We start from the raw sequence: 16,784 nt of genomic DNA on the forward strand, positions 1-16,784 counted from the left end.
GGGATGCGGCCGCCGAAGCGGCGCCGGTGCGCGTGGTGTGGGGCGAGACGATCAGGGACTGAACCCACTAATCCTCCCCCGGTTTTCCGGGGGATGATCCGGCCGCCAAGCCCCCGGCTTGGCTGCACAGTGCGGGGCACTGTGCAACGGATCATGACCGCGCAGCGGTGGAGGGGTGCCCTTCACGAAATGCCCCTCCACCACCCTGCGGCCCCCGGCTGCTTTGCAGCCGGTTCCGGCTCTCGGCATCCCCCCGGGATGCCGACCCGCCTACACCCCCCTCCCCGTGCCGGGGAGGACTCATGATCACCTCGCTCCTGATCGCCAATCGCGGCGAGATCGCCTGCCGGATCATCCACACCGCACGCCGGCTCGGGATCCGCACCGTCGCGGTCTACTCAGACGCCGATTCCCGCGCGCTCCATGTGCGCGAGGCGGACGAGGCGGTGCATATCGGCCCGTCGCCTGCACGTGAATCCTATCTCGACGGCGGCAAGATCATCGCTGCGGCGAAACAAAGCGGCGCGGAGGCGATCCACCCCGGCTACGGCTTCCTCTCCGAAAATGCGGACTTCGCGCAGGCGGTGATCGATGCCGGCCTGGTCTGGGTCGGGCCGCCGCCCGCCGCGATCCGGGCGATGGGACGCAAGGATGCGGCGAAGCGGCTGATGGCCGAAGCCGGAGTGCCGGTCACGCCCGGTTATCTCGGCGACGACCAGTCGCCTTCGCGGCTGCGCGCCGAGGCGGATGCGATCGGTTATCCGGTGCTGATCAAGGCGGTCGCGGGCGGCGGCGGCAAGGGCATGCGCAGGGTCAATGCCTCGAACGAGTTCGACGAACTGCTCGCCTCGTGCCGGCGCGAAGCGGCAGCCGCGTTCGGCGACGAGACGGTTCTGCTCGAGAAATATCTCGATCGGCCGCGCCATATCGAGGTGCAGGTGTTCGGCGACAGCCACGGCAATGTCGTTCACCTGTTCGAGCGCGATTGCTCGCTCCAGCGCCGCCACCAGAAAGTGATCGAGGAAGCGCCAGCCCCGGGCATGGACGAGGCGACGCGCGCGGCGATCTGCGACGCCGCGGTGCGCGCGGCGCGCGCGGTCGATTATGTCGGCGCGGGCACGGTCGAGTTCATCGCCGATGCCTCGGCGGGCCTGCGCGCGGACCGCATCTGGTTCATGGAGATGAATACCCGGCTCCAGGTCGAGCATCCGGTCACCGAGGAGATCACCGGCCAGGATCTGGTCGAATGGCAGCTTAGAGTCGCATCGGGCGAGCCGCTGCCCAAAAGCCAGGACGAGCTGGCGATCGACGGCTGGGCGATCGAGGCGCGGCTCTATGCCGAGGATCCGGCGCACGAATTCCTGCCCTCGACGGGGCGGCTCGACCATTTCGTGCTCGGCGGCAGCATCCGCGTCGACAGCGGCGTCGAGGAGGGCGGGCGGATCAGCCCTTATTACGACCCGATGATCGCCAAGCTGATCGCCCGCGGTTCGTCGCGCGCCGAAGCGCTGGCGCGGCTGATCCCGGCGCTCGAGGATGCCGAAATCTGGCCGGTCAAGACCAACGCCGGCTTCCTTGCGCGCGCCGCCGCCGACCCGGACTTCGCGGCGGGAGAGATCGACACCGGCTTCATCCCGGCACGGCTCGACCGGCTGGTGCCGGAGCCGCATCCGTCGGACGCCGTCTGGAATCTCGCCGCGGCGGCGATGCTGGCGTCCGATTTCCGTGGCGCATCGGACCCGCCTTGGGTCGCGCTCGAGGGGCTTCGAGTCAACGCCGCGCCCGACCTGAACGTCACCTTGTCCCATGGCGGCGAAACCCGCACGATCGATCTCACGCGCGAAGACTTGTTCGAAGGCGCGGCGACGACGCACGGCGCGAGCTGGCTGGTGTTCACGCAAGGCCAGGCCTTCGCCTTCACGCTCGGCGGGGCGTCGCGCGATGCCGCCGCCGGAGCGGGCGACGGCAGCCTCGTCTCGCCAATGCCGGGCCGGGTGATCGCGGTCGACGTGCGCGAGGGCGACGCGGTCGCCAAGGGACAGAAACTGGTCACGCTCGAAGCGATGAAGATGGAGCATAGCCTTGTCGCCCCATTCGATGGCATTGTCGCCGAGCTTCGCGCCGCCGACGGCGCGCAGGTCAGCGAAGGGGCGCTGCTGGTGCGGATCGAACAGCCATGAGCGGGCGCTATTTCGAGGAATGGACGATCGGCGACCGCATTCGCCACCAGCCGCACCGCACTGTCACTGAGACCGACAATCTGATGATCTCGGCGCTCACCCACAATCCGCAGCCTTTGCACCTCGATGCCGAATATGCGGCGGCCACCGAATTCGGCCAGATCGTCGTCAACGGCACCTTCACTTTCGCGTTGATGGTCGGCCTGTCGGTCGGCGACACCACCTTGGGCACCTTGGTCGCGAACCTCGGCTATGACAAGGTGCGGATGCCGCAGCCGGTGTTCATCGGCGACACGCTTCGCGCCGAAACCGAGGTGATCGCGCTCAAGGACAGCAATTCGCGCCCCGAGGCGGGCATCGTCACCTTCGCGCACAGCCTGTTCAACCAGCGCGGCGTCGTGGTCTGCACCTGCGAGCGCACCGCGCTGATGCAGCGGAGGCCGCGATGAGGCTGCGATCCATGCTGTTCGTCCCCGGTGACCGGCCCGACCGGATGGAGAAGGCGCTCGCCGCCGGCGCCGACGCGGTGATCCTGGACCTCGAGGATTCGGTCGTTCCCGCGAACAAGCCCGAGGCGAGGCGCGCGGTGGCCGATTTCCTGATCGGCCATCAGACGGCGCCTCTGTGGGTGCGGATCAACCCGCTCGGCGGGCCCGAGGCGGACAAGGACCTCGCGGCGATCGTCGCCGGCCGCCCCGACGGCATCGTCCTTCCCAAGGCCGAGGGCGGCCCGTCGGTGACCGACCTCGCGCACCGGCTGACCGAGCGCGGCAACGTCAGCGCGATGATCCTCGCGATCGCGACGGAGACGCCGGCGGCGATCTTCTCGCTCGGCACCTATGCCGGCGTGAAACGGCTCGCCGGCCTCAGCTGGGGCGCCGAGGACTTGCCCGCCGCGGTCGGCGCGGCCAGTGCGCGCGAAGACGACGGACGCTATACGCCGCCGTACGAGCTTGCCCGCTCGCTGACCCTGTTCGGCGCCGCGGCGGCGGGGGTCGCGCCGATCGAGACGGTGTTTCCCGACTTCCGCTCGCTCGACGGCCTCGCCGCTTATTGCGCCCGCGCGCGGCGCGACGGCTTCACCGGCATGCTCGCCATCCACCCGAGCCAGGTGAGTGTCATCAACGCCGCCTTCACGCCGTCCGAGGCGGAGATCGAGCATGCGCGCGCGATCGTCGCTGCGTTCGAGGCCAATCCGGGCGCCGGGGCGCTGTCGCTCGACGGCCGGATGATCGATCGGCCGCATCTGCTGCAGGCGCAACGGATATTGGCCGCGCAATAGGCCGCGCAATAGACTGTCACAAAATTCCGTTCGCGGTGAGCCTGTCGAACCGCTTTCCTTTCTTGCTCAGAGAAGGAAAGGCCTTCGACAAGCTCAGGCCGAACGGTGCTTGGGACGGCGAGTCTACTCCTTGAACTCCCCGCCTTGCTTGTAGCGGCTCTCGATGAAGCGGCCCTGGGTCTCGAACGCGGTGAGATCGTCGCGCGCGAGCTTGGCGCCGATGTCGTCGAGCGCCTCGCGCGCCGCGCCGAGCCCGGCGAGCAGCCGCTCGTCGACGGTGAGACCTTCGCCGTCGCGCTCCGAGCGGTAGGCGGCGGGAATGCGCTCGTAGCGCTCGATCAGCTCGGGGAGATGCTTGCCCATCAGCCGGCGAGCGTCCTGCGCGAGCGGATCGAGCAGATCGACCTGCGCTAGCCTGGCTTCGAGCATCGGCAGCTGCGCGCTGATTAGGTCGAGCTGCTGCGCCGCAGGCGCGGGCAGCGCGCGCCGTTCGCGGCCGAGGACGTGATCGAGCTGCTGGACCAGCGTCTTGGTCGGAAGCTGCTCGCTATAGGCGACCCGCTTGGGTTCGCCCGGCCAGACCGAAAAGAAGAACAGGATGAACATGGTGGCGATCGCGACCAGGAACAGGCCGGCCCAGCCGATCGGATTGACGAACAGGCCGAAGCCGATCGTCGCGACGGCAAGCGCGATCAGGGCCATGCCGATATTGGCAACCCGCCTGCCGACCGACTTCAGATTGCGGCCATAGCGGCGGCGGGTCGCGGCGAGCGATTGGCGGCTGGTGCCGTCGTAGCGCGCGGCCACCTCGTCGAAGCGGGCGATGGCCTGGTCGACGCTGCGCGGAGCGGCCATCTTCCTCGTCCTATTCGACGTCGAGCGCGGTCAGCGGCGACGGCTCGGCGGTCAGGCGGTTCTGATCGACGCCTTCGGCGCGCGCGATATAGCCGCGCGATTTCTCGACCTCGCTCGAGAGCGTGTCGATCGTCTGCTTCATGTTGCCGAGCGCCTCGAGCTTGAAGCGGTCGATCGTGTCCATCGTCTCGTAGATGTTCTGGAACGCGCGCTGCAAGGTCTCGAGCGGAATCGTCGCCGAGGCGGCCTGCTCGTGGATCGCGCCGGTCTGGTTCTTGAGCATCGTCCCGGTGCCGTCGATCACGTTGGCGGTGGTGGTGTTGAGCGCGCTGATCTGCTCGAGCACCAGCCTTTGGTTGGTCAGCGCCTGCGCGACGGTGACGGCGGTGCGCAATGCTGCGACGGTGGTCGTGGAGGCGCGGTCGACGCCTTTGACCAGCTCGACATTGTTCTTCTTGACCAGGTCGAGCGCGAGATAGCCCTGCACGCTCACCGCCATCTGCGTCAGCAGGTCGCCGGTGCGCTGGCGAGTGTAGAAGAGCGCGCTCTCGCGGATCGCCTTGGCCTTGGCCGGGTCGGTCGCGTCGAGCTCATTGGCCTTTTCCTCGAGGCGTGAGTCCATCGTCTTCGAGATGTGGATCATCTGCTCGAGGCGGCCCATCGCCTTCCACAGATTGGCGCGCTCGACGTCGATCGCGGCATTGTCCATCAGCAGCTCGTCCTTGCCCGAGGCAAGCCGGGCGAGGATCGTCGAAATATGGGTCTGCGCCGATTTGTAGCTGTCGAAATAGCCGCGCAGCTTCGATCCGAACGGAATGATGCCGAACAACTTCTTCGGCGCGAGCAGATTGCCGCGGCGCGAGGGATCGAGATCCTCGACCGTGCGGCGTAGCTCGGTGAGGTCGGTGCCGATGCCGGTATCGCTGTCGATCGCCTTGACCGGCCGGTCGAGGAAGCGATTGGATTGGCCGGCGGCGTCGGCGATCTCCTTGCGCCCCATGTTGGTGAGCTGATCGACCTTCTTGCCGAATTCGGGGCTGTTGGCGTCGGCGGCGACCAAATCCTCGATGAAGCTGTCGACCTTCTTCTCGAGCGCCGTACGCTCCTCCGCCTGAAGCGGGATGAGGCCGGCCGCGTCCTGCGGCTGGACCGGGTTCAGCACAGCGGGCGCCTCGAGCGTGAGCTTTGTCTCCGTCGCCATCATCTCCACCCCTTCATCTTCCCGTCTCACAAATGGGCCCGATCCCCGGCAAAAGGCAAGGCTTATGCTGTATTAGCTCTATAATACGCTGCGCGGCAATATGTTGTCCCGACTGGCCGGCCGCGACGAAGGGGGCCTCTTCACAGATCGGCCAAGCTCTTCAAAGATCGGGAAGCGTCTGCGCGGCCTCGCCCCAGCCCTGCAGCGCGCGGCTCGAGGCGCGTTCGAGCAGGCGCTCCGCATCTCGCACGCCATAGGCCGCGCCCGACTCATAATCGTCGAGCTCTTCCCAGCTGATCGGCGCGGCGACCGGGCCGCCGCCGCGCGCGCGCGCCGAATAGGGCATGATCGCGGTCGCGCCGCGCTGGTTGCGGAGATAATCGAGGAAGATCCGCCCGACTCTCTTGGCCTTGGCGAGATTGGCGGTGAAGCGCTCTGGCTCGGCGGTGGCGAGCGCGACGCAGAAACGCTGCGCGAAATCCTTGACCTGCGGCCATTCGGCCTCGGGCGTCAGCGGCGCGATGACGTGCAGGCCCTTGCCGCCGGTCAGCATCGCAAACGTCTGCAGCCCCATGTCGGCGAGGTTGCGCTTGAGGTCGCGCGCGGCCTTCTTGACCACATCGAAATCCAGCCCTTCGTCGGGATCGAGGTCGAACACCAATCGGTCGGGCCGCTCGATGTCGGCGACCGGCGATCCCCAGCCGTGAAACTCGATCGTGCCCATCTGGACGCAGGTGAGCAGCCCGTCCTGGTCGGCGATGTAGATATAATCCTCGGTCCCGCCCTTGCTTTCGCGGATCGGGATCTGGTGGACGTGCGGCCCGAACGTGCCGGCGTCATGCTTCTGGAAGAAGCATTTCTTGCCGCGCCCCTGCGGGCAGCGGACGAGGCTGAGCGGACGATTGGCGGCCCACGGCAGCATGATCGATCCGACCGCCTGGTAATAATCGGCGAGCTCGCCCTTGGTGACGTCCGAATCGGGGAAGACGATCCGGTCGCGGTTGCTGATCTTGACCGAGGATGGGCCAAGGACGGCGGTGGTGGCCGCAGTGGCGACTGGCCGTTCCTCGACCACCTCGGCCGCCGGCTTGTCGCCACGCAGGCCGAGGAAGCTGCCGTGGCGGACGACTCCTTCCGACGTGAATTCGGCGAAGGCGACCTCGGCGACCAGTTCCGGCCGCACCCAATGCGCGCCGCGGGCATCGGCCCTCGGCACGTCGACCGGCGCCTTTTTCACCTCCCGCTTGCGAAGCTCGCCGAGCAGGCTTTGCAGCATGCTCATCGAGAAACCGGTGCCGACCTTGCCCGCATAGCGCAGCCGGCCATCCTCGTTGACCGCGAGCAGCAACGATCGCAGCGCGCGCGCCTTGCTCTCGCTCGGCGTCCAGCCGACGATCACGAATTCCTGGCGGAGCACGCATTTGATCTTCAGCCAGGCCTTGGTGCGCGCGCCGCGATAGGGCGCGTCGGCGCGCTTGGAGATGATCCCTTCCTGGCCCGCCGCGCACATCGCCTCGTACAATTTCTCGCCCTGGCCGACGATATGGTCGGCGTAGAGGATGAACGGCGGCCGGCCGTCGCCGATCAGCGATGCGAGGCGCTGCTTGCGCGCGATGTTGGGGAGCTTGGCGAGGTCTTCGCCGTCGAGCTCGAGCAGGTCGAAGACGAACAGGCTGAGCCCGGTGCCGCCTTCGCTGATCGCCTGCTGGAGCGCCGAAAAGCCGGTGTTGCCCTGGTCGTCGAGCTTGACGATCTCGCCGTCGATCAGCGCGCTCTCGACCTCGAGGCTGCGCGCGGCCTCGACGATCTCGGGGAATTTGTCGGACCAGTCGAGGCCCGAACGCGTATAGATCCTGGCCTCGCCGCCGCCGATGGCGAGCAGGCAGCGATAGCCGTCATATTTCATCTCGTGGATCCAGCCCGAGCCGGACGGCACGCTGTCGACCAGGGTCGCTTTCTGCGGCTCGCGGAAGGCTGGCGGTTTCGATTTGCCGGCTCGGCTCCGGGAGGCGGACGCGGGCCGCGCCGCGCGTCCTCCGCCAGCGTTCGGACGATCCCCTCCCGGGCGCCGGGACCGATCCACCGCCTTGCGATAACTCGCAAGCTCCTTGGCCTTCTTGCCGCTGGCGATCTCCTGCATCGTGCGGCCGGTCTTGATCGACGTCAGATATTTGTCGGTGAGCCCGCTCGAGCTTCCCGCCTGCTCATCCTCGATCTTGCGCAGCAGCCAGTTTTCGGTGCGGTCGCCGGGCCTCGGCTTGAGCCGGATCATGATCCAGTCGCCCTTCATCCGCTCGCCCTCGAGCGTGAAATGAAGGTGGCCTTCCTCGATCGTCTTGCGCGGGTCCTTGCCGGGGGCCGGGATCCACCGCCCCCAGTCCCACAGCATCACCGTGCCGCCGCCATATTCGCCCTTGGGGATCGTGCCTTCGAACGTGGCGTAGCCCAACGGATGATCCTCGGTGCGCACCGCGAGCCGTTTGTCGGCGGGGTCGAGGCTCGGGCCGCGCGTCACCGCCCAGCTCTTGAGCACGCCGTCGAGCTCGAGCCGGAGGTCGTAATGCAGCCGCGTCGCATCATGCTTCTGGACCATGAAGGTGCGGCCGCCGGCGTCTTCCACTCGGCCGGGCGGCTCCGCAGTCCGGGTGAAGTCGCGTTTCTTGTTATAGGCGGCGAGCGGGTCGGCGGTGCGGACCATCGTCAATCAGCCCCTGCGCGTGCGACGGTCAGCCACGCGCCGCCCGGCGTTTCGGGGCCGCTTTGGCTGCTGGCTTGCCAGAAGCGGCCTTGGCCGCGCCCTTCTTCGCCGCCGCCGGCTTCTTCGCCGCGGCCGGCTTCGCTGCCGCATCCTTGCCGCTGGCCTGCCCGGGCCGCTCGATCGACTTCTTGAGCGCGGCCATCAGGTCGATGACGTTGGTGCCGCGCGTCGGCGCCGGTTCTTCCTCGGGTTTGATCTTGCCGCCCTTGGCTTTCATCTTGCGCTCGATCAGATCGTGCAGCGCATCGACATAGCGGTCGTGAAAATCGGTCGGGTGGAAGGCGGCCGTCTTCTTCTCGATCAGGGTCTCGGCGAGGTCGAGCAGCTCCTCGTCGGGGTCGCGATCCTCGATCTCGCGGAAATAGGAAGCGGCCTTGTTGACCTCGTCGGCATAGCGCAACGTCTCGAGCACCATGCCTTTGCCGCAGGGTTTGAGGGTGACGACATATTCGCGTCCGCGCAGCGCGAGCTGGCCGAGCCCGACCTTCCTGGTGCGGCGCAGCGCCTCGCGCAGCACGACGAACGCCTCTTCGGCGAGGTCGTCGGCCGGGACGACATAATAAGGCTTCTCGAAATAGATCATGTCGATCTCGTGGGCGTCGACGAACTGGGTCAGCTCGAGCGTCTTCTTGCTCTCGAGCTTGACCGCCTCGATCTCGTCGTCGTCGAGCAGCACATAGCTGCCCTTCTCATATTGGAACCCCTTGACGATCTCGTTGGCGTCGACCGGCCCGACCCCGGGCACGACCTTCTCATATTTGACCCTTTGCCCGGTCGGTTCGTGGATCTGGTTGAACGCGACGGTCGCGCCGCTCTTGGTCGCCGAATAGATTTCGACCGGGATCGACACCAAGGCCAGTCTGATCTGTCCCTTCCAATAGGGGCGCGCAGCCATTCACTTTCTCCACATTCGCTTCACGACGGTCGATTCGCTGGCGATTCAATCGACGGCGAGGGGAGTCGTTCCCGGATCGGTGTTTCGAAGGGCCCGATCGCTGTTCCGAAGGGATTGTCTCGGAAGGAATAGGCTTCTAAGCCGCGCCGCGAAGGCGCGACGTCGCTTTTCTTCCGAGCATAGGGGTTTGTTTTGGCTGACAAGAAGCTGTTCGAGAATTTGCCGGAGCCGCAGCCCGACGCGCTGCTGGCGCTGATCGGCCTGTGCCGTGCCGATCCGCGGCCGACCAAGATCGACGTCGGTGTCGGCGTCTATCGCGATGCCGCCGGAGCGACTCCGATCCTGCGTTCCGTCAAGGCCGCCGAGAAGATCCTGATCGAGACGCAGGACACCAAGACCTACCTCGGCTCCGACGGCGACACGCGTTTCGTCGAGCTGATCAAGCAGGTGGCGTTCGGCGATGCGCTGGCAGGCGATCCGACATTGGTCGGCGTGCAGACGCCCGGCGGCTGCGGCGCTCTGCGCCTCGGCGCCGAGCTGCTCAAGTCGGCCGGCGCGACCCGCATCTTCCTCGGCCAGCCGACCTGGCCGAACCATGCTCCTCTGCTCGGCGTCGCGCGGCTCGAGACGGTCGATTATCCTTATTATGACACCGCCAAGCGCACCGTCCGCTTCGACGAGATGATGAAGGCGCTCGAAGGCGCGCGCGCAGGGGACGTGGTGCTGCTGCACGGCTGCTGCCACAACCCGACCGGCGCCGATCTCAGCCTCGACCAATGGGACCGATTGTCGCGCTTCGTCGCCGACCGCGGCCTGATCCCGTTCATCGATCTCGCCTATCAGGGGCTCGGCAACGGCCTCGACGAGGATGCCGCCGGCACAAGGATGATGGTCGAGCGGGTCGATCAGGCGCTGGTCGCGCAAAGCTGCGACAAGAATTTCGGCCTCTATCGCGAGCGCACCGGCGCTTTGTTCGTCAAGGCGCCGAGCGAAGCGGTCGCCAAGGCGGTCTACGGCAATCTGCTTTCGCTCGCGCGGACCAACTGGTCGATGCCGCCCGATCATGGCGCCGCGATCGTTCGCATCATCCTCGACACGCCCGATCTGCGGGCCGATTGGAAGGCGGAGCTGACCGAGATGCTCGCGCGCATCCGCGGCCTGCGGGCGCGGCTCGCTGCCGCCGATCCGCGGCTGGCTTATATCGACGAGCAGAACGGCATGTTCTCGATGCTGCCGCTCAGCCCCGAGCAGGTGCTCGAGCTGCGCAAGGAAGAGGGCTTCTACATGGCCGGCAGCGGCCGCTTCAACGTCGCCGGCCTCTCCGACGAGAATGTCGATCGCTTCGCGAAAGCGGTTGCGGCCAAGCTCCCGGCCTGATCGGTTCAAGGTTCTAGAGCATCGTGCGCAAAAGTGGGAACCGGTTTTGCGCAGAAAGCGATGCGGTAACAAACGATAAGAGCGGGATGCGTGATCCAGGTATCGCGCATTCCGCTCTAGAGTCTGAGTCATCTGACCTGAATCGATTGGGGATTCTTCGCTCCCGGCGATGTGGTCATCATGGCGCCTATGCGAGCATCGCATGGACCCCAGCTTTCGCTGGGGTGACGGGGTAGGGGGCTCAAGGCCGCCGGTGGGCAGGAAGTGCGGTTGGCAACGAAGGTCCTGCCCCATCCCGTCATGCCAGCCCAATCCTGTCATGCCAGCGCAGGCTGGCAACCAAGCGATCTTTGGGAAAGTCGCCGTCGTAGCCCGGGTTTGCCACTGGCGGGTTATCGAGCATCGCATGGACCCCAGCTTTCGCTGGGGTGACGGGGTAGGGGGCTCAAGGCGCCGGTGGGCAGGAAGTGCGGTTAGCGGCGAAGGTCCTGCCCAATCCGTGATGCCAGCGCAGGCTCGTCATGCCAGCGCCATCCCGTCATGCCAGCGCAGGCTGGCATCCAAGCGATCCTTGGGAATGCCGCCGTCGTAGCCCACGAGTCCGCCGCCTACCTCAGAAACTCCGGTTACGTTCAACATAGATGGATCAAATTCCAGGCGGGGCGACCGCTCCGCTCTTCCTTGCCGCCATCCTGATCGCCACCGCGCCCGCCGAAAGATCGGGCGCGAGGAAGCGCACCTCCTTGCGCGCGAAATCGACCGAGACTCTGTCGAACAGCTTCAGCGCGTCCATGCCGAGCAGCAGGGCGGGGCGGTCCTCGAGGCGGAGCTGGCGGAACGGCTGCACATTCGCGAAGCCGATCGGCATGTCGCGGATCTCGACGCCGCCGATCGAGATCCTTTTGACCGCGGTGTAATCGACCTGGGTCGTCCCGCCGGTGACGCTGATCAGCTCGACGGGGTGCATCCTGCCGAGCTTCTTCCTCGCGGCGAGCTTGCGCCGCAACGCCTCGTTGCCGATCGAGATCTGCGATCCGGTGTCGAGCACGACGACGATCCGCTCGCCGTCGATCCTCGCCTGGGTGATCAGCAGCCGGCCGTAATGGCTGCGCGCCGTCACCACGATCGTGTTGGGATCCCGGTCGACGGCCCAACCGCGCGATGCCCGGATCGACATCGTCTTGCGCGCGAAATCGAATGTCACGCGCTGCGATTGAAGGCTGTCGACGCCGAGCATCCCGGCCGCGCCGAGGTCGACGGCCGAGAGCGCCGGCGCGTGGACATCCCTCACCTTGTTCTTGCTGACCATGAGCTCGGGGATCAGCGCGGTCGCCACCAGCCCGGTTTCGGTCATGCTGTGCACCGTCACGTCCGTGCCCGGGCGAAGCGCGAGCCGCTTGGCGAGCTCGCGCGAGATCACCGTCCGCTCGGCGCCGGTGTCCACCAGGAAGGCGTAAGGCCCCTGGCCGGAGATGCTGACCGGCACGGTCATCCGCGCCCCGTCGCCGTGCGTGAACGCGAGTATATCGACCGCGCCCTGGCCATCCTCGGCGCCGTCCTGCTGGCCTTGCGGCGGAGGCGCGCTCCCGTGCGCTTCGAGCCCGCCCGCGAGGCCAAAGGCGGCCGCGAGGCTGAGAGCGGACAGAGCGATTGCGGTGCGGTGCGATGTCATCCGGAATCCCCGAATTTCCGGTTCAGTCTATGCTCCTGGCACGCGACCGGCAAGCCATGCGCTTGGCGCGATTGGCCCGGCCAGGAATGCCTTCACCTTGAAAACACTGGCAGACTTATCCGCCAAGTACGCGGGGGCGGAATTATCGGCTACTATCGGAGCAAATTTCGATTTGAACCACTGCCGAGCGACGCTGCCACGAATGGCTGCAATGCGCCAACAGCGGACGCTCCAAGCTACCCTCAATCTTCCCCGAAGCGGACGATCGTCCACCGGAGTCGGGAATGTCCGTCTTCGACCCAGAGCGGACACCAAGGAGCCGAGGCCTTTAGGCTATTCTACGCTGAACTGGGTGACGACAAGGCGCGCGGGGCCGGTCGCATAGACGCCGTGGCCGGCGCCGTCGCCGCCGCCTAAAACGAAGCCGACCTGGTCCGCGTCGGCCAGTGCTTCGCGGAAGGCTGCGGGGCTGCCTTGTGCGCTGGAGCGCTCGACCGCCGTCCAGTTGGCGTTCAACGGAGCGACGATCATGTGCTCGCCCGGCGTGATCTCCTGGGTGGCGAACGTGCCGTACCAGCGGAAGGCTTCGAAACGGCCCCTGGCGGTCCAGTTGTCGCCATAACGCTGGAAGTAAGGAGTGATGATCCCCGGAGATCCCGGCGCCGTTGATGCGTGGACGCGGACGCCTGGTGCGGCCTCAAGGCGATAGCGCATCACGATGCGGGTCTTGCCCTGAAGAGAGCCGTGGGGAAAAGTCACATAGTGGACGCTGCCCGGATGGCGCGGGAGATCGATCTGCCAGGTGCCATTGCGGCCGGCGGTTGGGTGGAGAGGCATACCCACAGAGTAGTTGCGCCCCCTTACAAGCGGGCCGATCACCCAGGCGCTTGGATCGCGGACGAAGCTTGCCGGGGCAGCGATCGCCGTTCGAGCGGCGGGTTCGGTCAGAAGAATGATCGCGGTCGCCGCAAGGAGAGCGACGCGAGACAACAGGGTTCGTGTTTGCGGAACTGTCATGGAGCTGCTGTACCTGATCCGCACCATCTCCAAGATGAACAGGTTCTGCGCTTCACATTCGAATTTGTCCGACCCCCGGGTGGAGATGCCTGAGGTGCCGCCCTCGAAGTTCAGTTCCGAAGCGCTGTGCACTTCCGATGTCGCCGTAGCGACATCTTGGTCGTCTCAGGCTGCGGCTTCGGCCGTCACTGGTCCGGATAGGACGTCCTGCCACGGCCGAGGCTTGCCAAGCAGATACCCTTGCACGCGCATGAAGCTGAGCCCGGCCAAGGTCGACAGCTCACCCCCGGTTTCCACGCCCTCGGCCACCAGCACCGAGCCCGTTTGCCGCGCGAACATCTGCATCGCACCGGCCAAGGCGCGGCGGGCCGGGTCAGAATCGATGGCGCGGATGAGAGACATGTCGAGCTTTATGATGTCGGGCTGGAGCCGCAAAATATGCTGGAGGCCTGCATAGCCGGCGCCCGCATCGTCGATCGCAAGCTTGAGACCTCGCGTCCGAAGAGGTGCGAGTTCGCTGTTGAGAGCATCATAGTTCTCCACGGCGGCATGCTCGGTGATTTCGAGTATCAGTCGATCGATGGCGCGATTGCCCAGCACATTTGCAAGCGCACCGCTCGAAACCGTCCCGGGCGATGCATTCACCGAAAGGGTGAACGGCTCGGGAAGCTGGTCGTACGCCACGAGCGCCGCTTCGATTGCGGCGCATTCGAGCTCCACTGAAAGCGCACATTCGGCCGCATCGGCGAACCAGGCGTCGGGCGTACGCAGCGGCTCGATCGCAAATCTCGAGAGCGCTTCATAGCCGAGTGGCTCGCCGCCGATCAGCGAGCAGATCGGCTGCAGGAATATCGAAAATGCGCCGGGCTCAAGAGCCTGGCGAACACGCTCAGACTTCCGCTCGAGATTGTCCTTTGCCGCATTCTGGCGCTGCATGTCTTCTGCCACCATGTCCGCGAAGACGCGGACGATATGCAGGTCGCGTTCGTTCAAGGCAGGTTGCGGCGTTGCGCTCAGAAAGCAGAACATGCCGTAGACTTCGCCATCTCCTCTCCGGATGGGCACGCTGACGTGCGCTCCGATCGGCACCTGCGCGGTGATCGGCAGGGAGGCGGCGAAGGAATTGGCCCCTGTGTCCGGGATCAACTCCGGCAATCGCCCGGCCAGTATGTGGCGGCAGTAAACCTGCTCGAGCGGGAGCGAGTCACCGACCTTGATCAGCTCCTCCAGCCCGGGTGCGTCCACCTCTCGGAAGAAAGTGTTCTCGCCGACGAATTCGGAGAGATATCCGACATCCATTCCGAGATGGCGGCGGACCGCTTCGAGCGACCGGTGAGCAATGCTTGCGGCCGCCGGGGGTGTCGGCGCGCCGAGCTTGGAAAGGAGATCAACCATTTTGCCGCGCTTAGGCAACAAACCCTAAGAAAGGCCTTATTATCACGGGCGCAGCGCCGACTTAGGCCGGATCTGCGCAGGTCCGCTGTCAAAATCGCGCCAACGTGACGCGAACGACGGCAACCGGCTTAGCAGACGTTGTTTGCCATACGTCGGTTTGTGGCCGCTAACGGACCATCTGCTCTCCGGCGCCAGCGGGCAAAAGCAGTCATTGAACCGATACCGGCTCTTATGTCTGCTTTCGACCCATTGCGGACATTCGGCTCCGGCGGCAAAACTCATTGAATGGGCAAGAACGATCACGGACACGATGCACACGAGATGGCCGTCTTGGCGAGCTGGCGCTTTGCCGTGATGTTCTCGTTGCTTCTTACAACTTCGCTGTGGCTATTCGGCGCCCTATGGATTTGGCTACGCGACGGAGCATTGCACGACATCGGGCTTTTGGTGGTCACATGGGTATTCGTGAACGCCTTGCTGACTCCTGCGATTAAGTGGAGCAACAGACGGAGCTAATGTCTGCTCACCAGCCCATTGCGGACATTACGTCTTAGGCGTTGCGGGGCGTCAGGTTGAAGCACGAAAGCGAGCAGCCTTCGGCCAGAAAGGTCAGCCGGGGCTCAAGCGCGTCGGGCGCGACATCGCCCAAGGCCAGGGTGAAGCTGTCGCGATACCCAAGATAGTTCGTGGCGACCCAACACCAGCCGAGCCGCTTGCCCACAGCATCTGCCAAGGCTGGGACGACAAGCCAATCCTCGCAGCGTGGTACCGGTTCGTGACAGACGACAATCTCGTCGGTGTCGGCGGTGACTGTCAGGACGACCGCATTATCCCCGACGGTCAACGCGAGCGCATCCCATGAGAGGGAGCCGTCGCTCATGCGCCGCTCGTTGCGCCCCATCACTTGCAAGACTGCCTTGTGGGCGACAGCTTCCCAGTCGAACTGAAGGCCAGACATCCGAACGGCCTAATGCAGGGAATATCCGTTTTCCACCCATTGCAGACGTTCAACGTCGATCCGACCAATGGCGCTATTAGCGTCCGCGATGGGTGGAAAGCGGAACGTCCGCTTTATCGAACCGGCCGACGCGAGCAGGCAAACAAGCGGACATCGGCTCCGGACTAGCAGTATCCGTCGGTTGGTTGCCTGATGGTAATCTGGTTCAGAGTCTTCACCAGACGCACCCTAATGTCGCCATAAGGCGAAACCAAACCTAGGAGAGGAACGAACCAATCCTGACGAGCACGCCGTTTGGGTCTGACAACGCGAACTCGCGCAGGCCCCAGGGCTTCACTTCCGCCGAACGGCCAAACTGTTTGGCGAGTGCCTCGACATCAGCGGTATACAGGTAAAGGCCGTGCGCATTCTGCTCCGGTTTCACCCAACCCGTCAGCGCTCGCGTTAGGTGCAGCTGTGCTCCTTCCGCATGTTCCAATATGCGGTATCCATGGCTCTCGTAATTAGACCGGACTGTGAAACCGAGTAGCTCATAAAAAGCCTGACTCTCGTCCAAGTCCAAACACGGAATGATCGCTACGGCCAAGTGCATTCGCTGGTCCTGTCGATGTAACACGCCGTTGCAGCTAGCACGATGAGACCTCGGCCAGCCCTCTAATTCGGCGACGGCGGCAATTCTGCTCAGTGAAGAGCGGGTAGTTTGCTGCCCAAAAGGGTCGTCATCGCTTGAACCTTAGCGTCGTAGCAGTCTGCCATAAGTGCGTGAACTCGGCGGGCACGCGCATCAGCGGAGCCTAGTGCTGCCGCGCGTTCTTCAGATGCACGCCTCTCAAAGTAAGCGAGATCGCAGTTCATCGGCACCCCCCTGGTGCTGGCCAGCGAGTCGCTGGCTGAAGTTATCCACATATCATGGAACCCTCCGAGGATGGAGTCGCCAGGTCCTTCACAGTGTGGTCAGCGGCGGGCCCGCAGCTCGTCGCGTATCTCTGCAAGCAGCTCCACCTCGGTCGGCCCGGCTGGAGCGTCCTCGCCGCGGCGCATCATGCGATTTGCGTAACGCACGAGCAGGAAGATCACGAACGCCAGGATGAGGAAGTTGATGACGACCGTCACAAACTGACCCCAGCCGAGGACTGCGACACCTGCCGCCTTCAAGTCGACGTAACTCGCCGGATTCCCTTTGAAGGTGTCAGG

The 16,784-nt window shown here is 65.3% G+C and carries 14 protein-coding genes; 4 read left to right on the plus strand and 10 right to left on the minus strand.

The features are described 5' to 3' along the window. Positions 1-302: 302 nt before the first annotated feature. From V6M48_RS03945 to V6M48_RS03955, 3 genes are read left to right on the plus strand one after another with little or no spacing between them, the layout of a single operon-like run. Positions 303-2,180 (plus strand): acetyl/propionyl/methylcrotonyl-CoA carboxylase subunit alpha, encoded by a 1,878-nt coding sequence (locus tag V6M48_RS03945; RefSeq protein ID WP_332811222.1) that lies wholly within the window; start codon positions 303-305, stop codon positions 2,178-2,180. Further along, a complete protein-coding gene (locus V6M48_RS03950) occupies positions 2,177-2,629 on the plus strand; it encodes a MaoC family dehydratase (RefSeq protein WP_332811223.1) in 453 nt (150 codons plus the stop codon). The genes V6M48_RS03945 and V6M48_RS03950 overlap by 4 nt, the downstream gene beginning before the upstream one ends. Continuing rightward, complete coding sequence (locus V6M48_RS03955; protein ID WP_332811224.1) at positions 2,626-3,462, plus strand: HpcH/HpaI aldolase/citrate lyase family protein; 837 nt, start codon at positions 2,626-2,628, stop codon at positions 3,460-3,462. Before V6M48_RS03950 ends, V6M48_RS03955 begins: the two co-directional genes overlap by 4 nt. A gap of 123 nt (positions 3,463-3,585) precedes the next feature. On the opposite strand, the gene V6M48_RS03960 is transcribed toward V6M48_RS03955, so the two are convergent. The 4 genes from V6M48_RS03960 to ku all read right to left on the minus strand — a co-directional run bounded on the left by V6M48_RS03960 (position 3,586) and on the right by ku (position 9,171). Next, positions 3,586-4,317, minus strand: a complete 732-nt coding sequence (locus V6M48_RS03960; protein ID WP_332811225.1) for a hypothetical protein — start codon at positions 4,315-4,317, stop codon at positions 3,586-3,588. Between the two features lie 10 nt (positions 4,318-4,327). After that, positions 4,328-5,518 carry a toxic anion resistance protein gene (locus V6M48_RS03965; protein ID WP_332811226.1) on the minus strand — a complete coding sequence of 397 codons (1,191 nt, stop codon included), beginning with the start codon at positions 5,516-5,518 and terminating at the stop codon, positions 4,328-4,330. Positions 5,519-5,678: 160 nt separating this feature from the next. Beyond that, on the minus strand, positions 5,679-8,216 hold the full coding sequence (ligD, locus tag V6M48_RS03970) for a DNA ligase D (protein WP_332811227.1): 2,538 nt from the start codon (positions 8,214-8,216) through the stop codon (positions 5,679-5,681). Positions 8,217-8,244: 28 nt separating this feature from the next. After that, positions 8,245-9,171, minus strand: coding sequence for a non-homologous end joining protein Ku (gene ku, locus V6M48_RS03975; protein ID WP_332811228.1), 927 nt, complete (start codon positions 9,169-9,171; stop codon positions 8,245-8,247). Between the two features lie 192 nt (positions 9,172-9,363). On the opposite strand from ku, the gene V6M48_RS03980 reads away from it, so the two are divergent. Continuing rightward, a complete protein-coding gene (locus tag V6M48_RS03980) occupies positions 9,364-10,548 on the plus strand; it encodes an amino acid aminotransferase (protein WP_332811229.1) in 1,185 nt (394 codons plus the stop codon). 646 nt (positions 10,549-11,194) lie between these two features. Here the strand turns inward: V6M48_RS03980 and V6M48_RS03985 are convergent. From V6M48_RS03985 to V6M48_RS04010, 6 genes are all read right to left on the minus strand, one after another. After that, positions 11,195-12,220 carry a retroviral-like aspartic protease family protein gene (locus tag V6M48_RS03985; protein ID WP_332811230.1) on the minus strand — a complete coding sequence of 342 codons (1,026 nt, stop codon included), beginning with the start codon at positions 12,218-12,220 and terminating at the stop codon, positions 11,195-11,197. 333 nt (positions 12,221-12,553) lie between these two features. Next, positions 12,554-13,369, minus strand: a complete 816-nt coding sequence (locus tag V6M48_RS03990) for a hypothetical protein (RefSeq protein WP_332811231.1) — start codon at positions 13,367-13,369, stop codon at positions 12,554-12,556. 33 nt (positions 13,370-13,402) lie between these two features. Next, entirely contained in the window at positions 13,403-14,632 is a 1,230-nt protein-coding gene (locus V6M48_RS03995; protein ID WP_332811232.1) for a sensor domain-containing phosphodiesterase, read from the minus strand. A 550-nt stretch (positions 14,633-15,182) separates the two neighbouring features. Then, on the minus strand, positions 15,183-15,590 hold the full coding sequence (locus V6M48_RS04000; RefSeq protein WP_332811233.1) for a DUF6334 family protein: 408 nt from the start codon (positions 15,588-15,590) through the stop codon (positions 15,183-15,185). A 256-nt stretch (positions 15,591-15,846) separates the two neighbouring features. Next, positions 15,847-16,182, minus strand: coding sequence for a VOC family protein (locus V6M48_RS04005; RefSeq protein WP_332811234.1), 336 nt, complete (start codon positions 16,180-16,182; stop codon positions 15,847-15,849). 362 nt (positions 16,183-16,544) lie between these two features. Continuing rightward, positions 16,545-16,784: MscL family protein (locus V6M48_RS04010; protein WP_332811235.1), on the minus strand; the 240-nt coding region annotated here is incomplete at its 5' end.

It is taken from the genome of Sphingomonas sp., from assembly GCF_036677245.1.
Lineage (GTDB): Bacteria > Pseudomonadota > Alphaproteobacteria > Sphingomonadales > Sphingomonadaceae > Allosphingosinicella.

Bases quoted from the DNA above. Each gene is read 5' to 3' on its own strand.
- V6M48_RS03995 (WP_332811232.1), bottom strand. From the start codon at position 14,632: ATGGTTGATCTCCTTTCCAAGCTCGGCGCGCCGACACCCCCGGCGGCC.
- ligD (WP_332811227.1), bottom strand. From the start codon at position 8,216: ATGGTCCGCACCGCCGACCCGCTCGCCGCCTATAACAAGAAACGCGAC.
- V6M48_RS03955 (WP_332811224.1), top strand. From the start codon at position 2,626: ATGAGGCTGCGATCCATGCTGTTCGTCCCCGGTGACCGGCCCGACCGG.
- V6M48_RS03945 (WP_332811222.1), top strand. From the start codon at position 303: ATGATCACCTCGCTCCTGATCGCCAATCGCGGCGAGATCGCCTGCCGG.
- ku (WP_332811228.1), bottom strand. From the start codon at position 9,171: ATGGCTGCGCGCCCCTATTGGAAGGGACAGATCAGACTGGCCTTGGTG.
- V6M48_RS04000 (WP_332811233.1), bottom strand. From the start codon at position 15,590: ATGTCTGGCCTTCAGTTCGACTGGGAAGCTGTCGCCCACAAGGCAGTC.
- V6M48_RS03985 (WP_332811230.1), bottom strand. From the start codon at position 12,220: ATGACATCGCACCGCACCGCAATCGCTCTGTCCGCTCTCAGCCTCGCG.
- V6M48_RS03950 (WP_332811223.1), top strand. From the start codon at position 2,177: ATGAGCGGGCGCTATTTCGAGGAATGGACGATCGGCGACCGCATTCGC.
- V6M48_RS03960 (WP_332811225.1), bottom strand. From the start codon at position 4,317: ATGGCCGCTCCGCGCAGCGTCGACCAGGCCATCGCCCGCTTCGACGAG.
- V6M48_RS04005 (WP_332811234.1), bottom strand. From the start codon at position 16,182: ATGCACTTGGCCGTAGCGATCATTCCGTGTTTGGACTTGGACGAGAGT.
- V6M48_RS03965 (WP_332811226.1), bottom strand. From the start codon at position 5,518: ATGGCGACGGAGACAAAGCTCACGCTCGAGGCGCCCGCTGTGCTGAAC.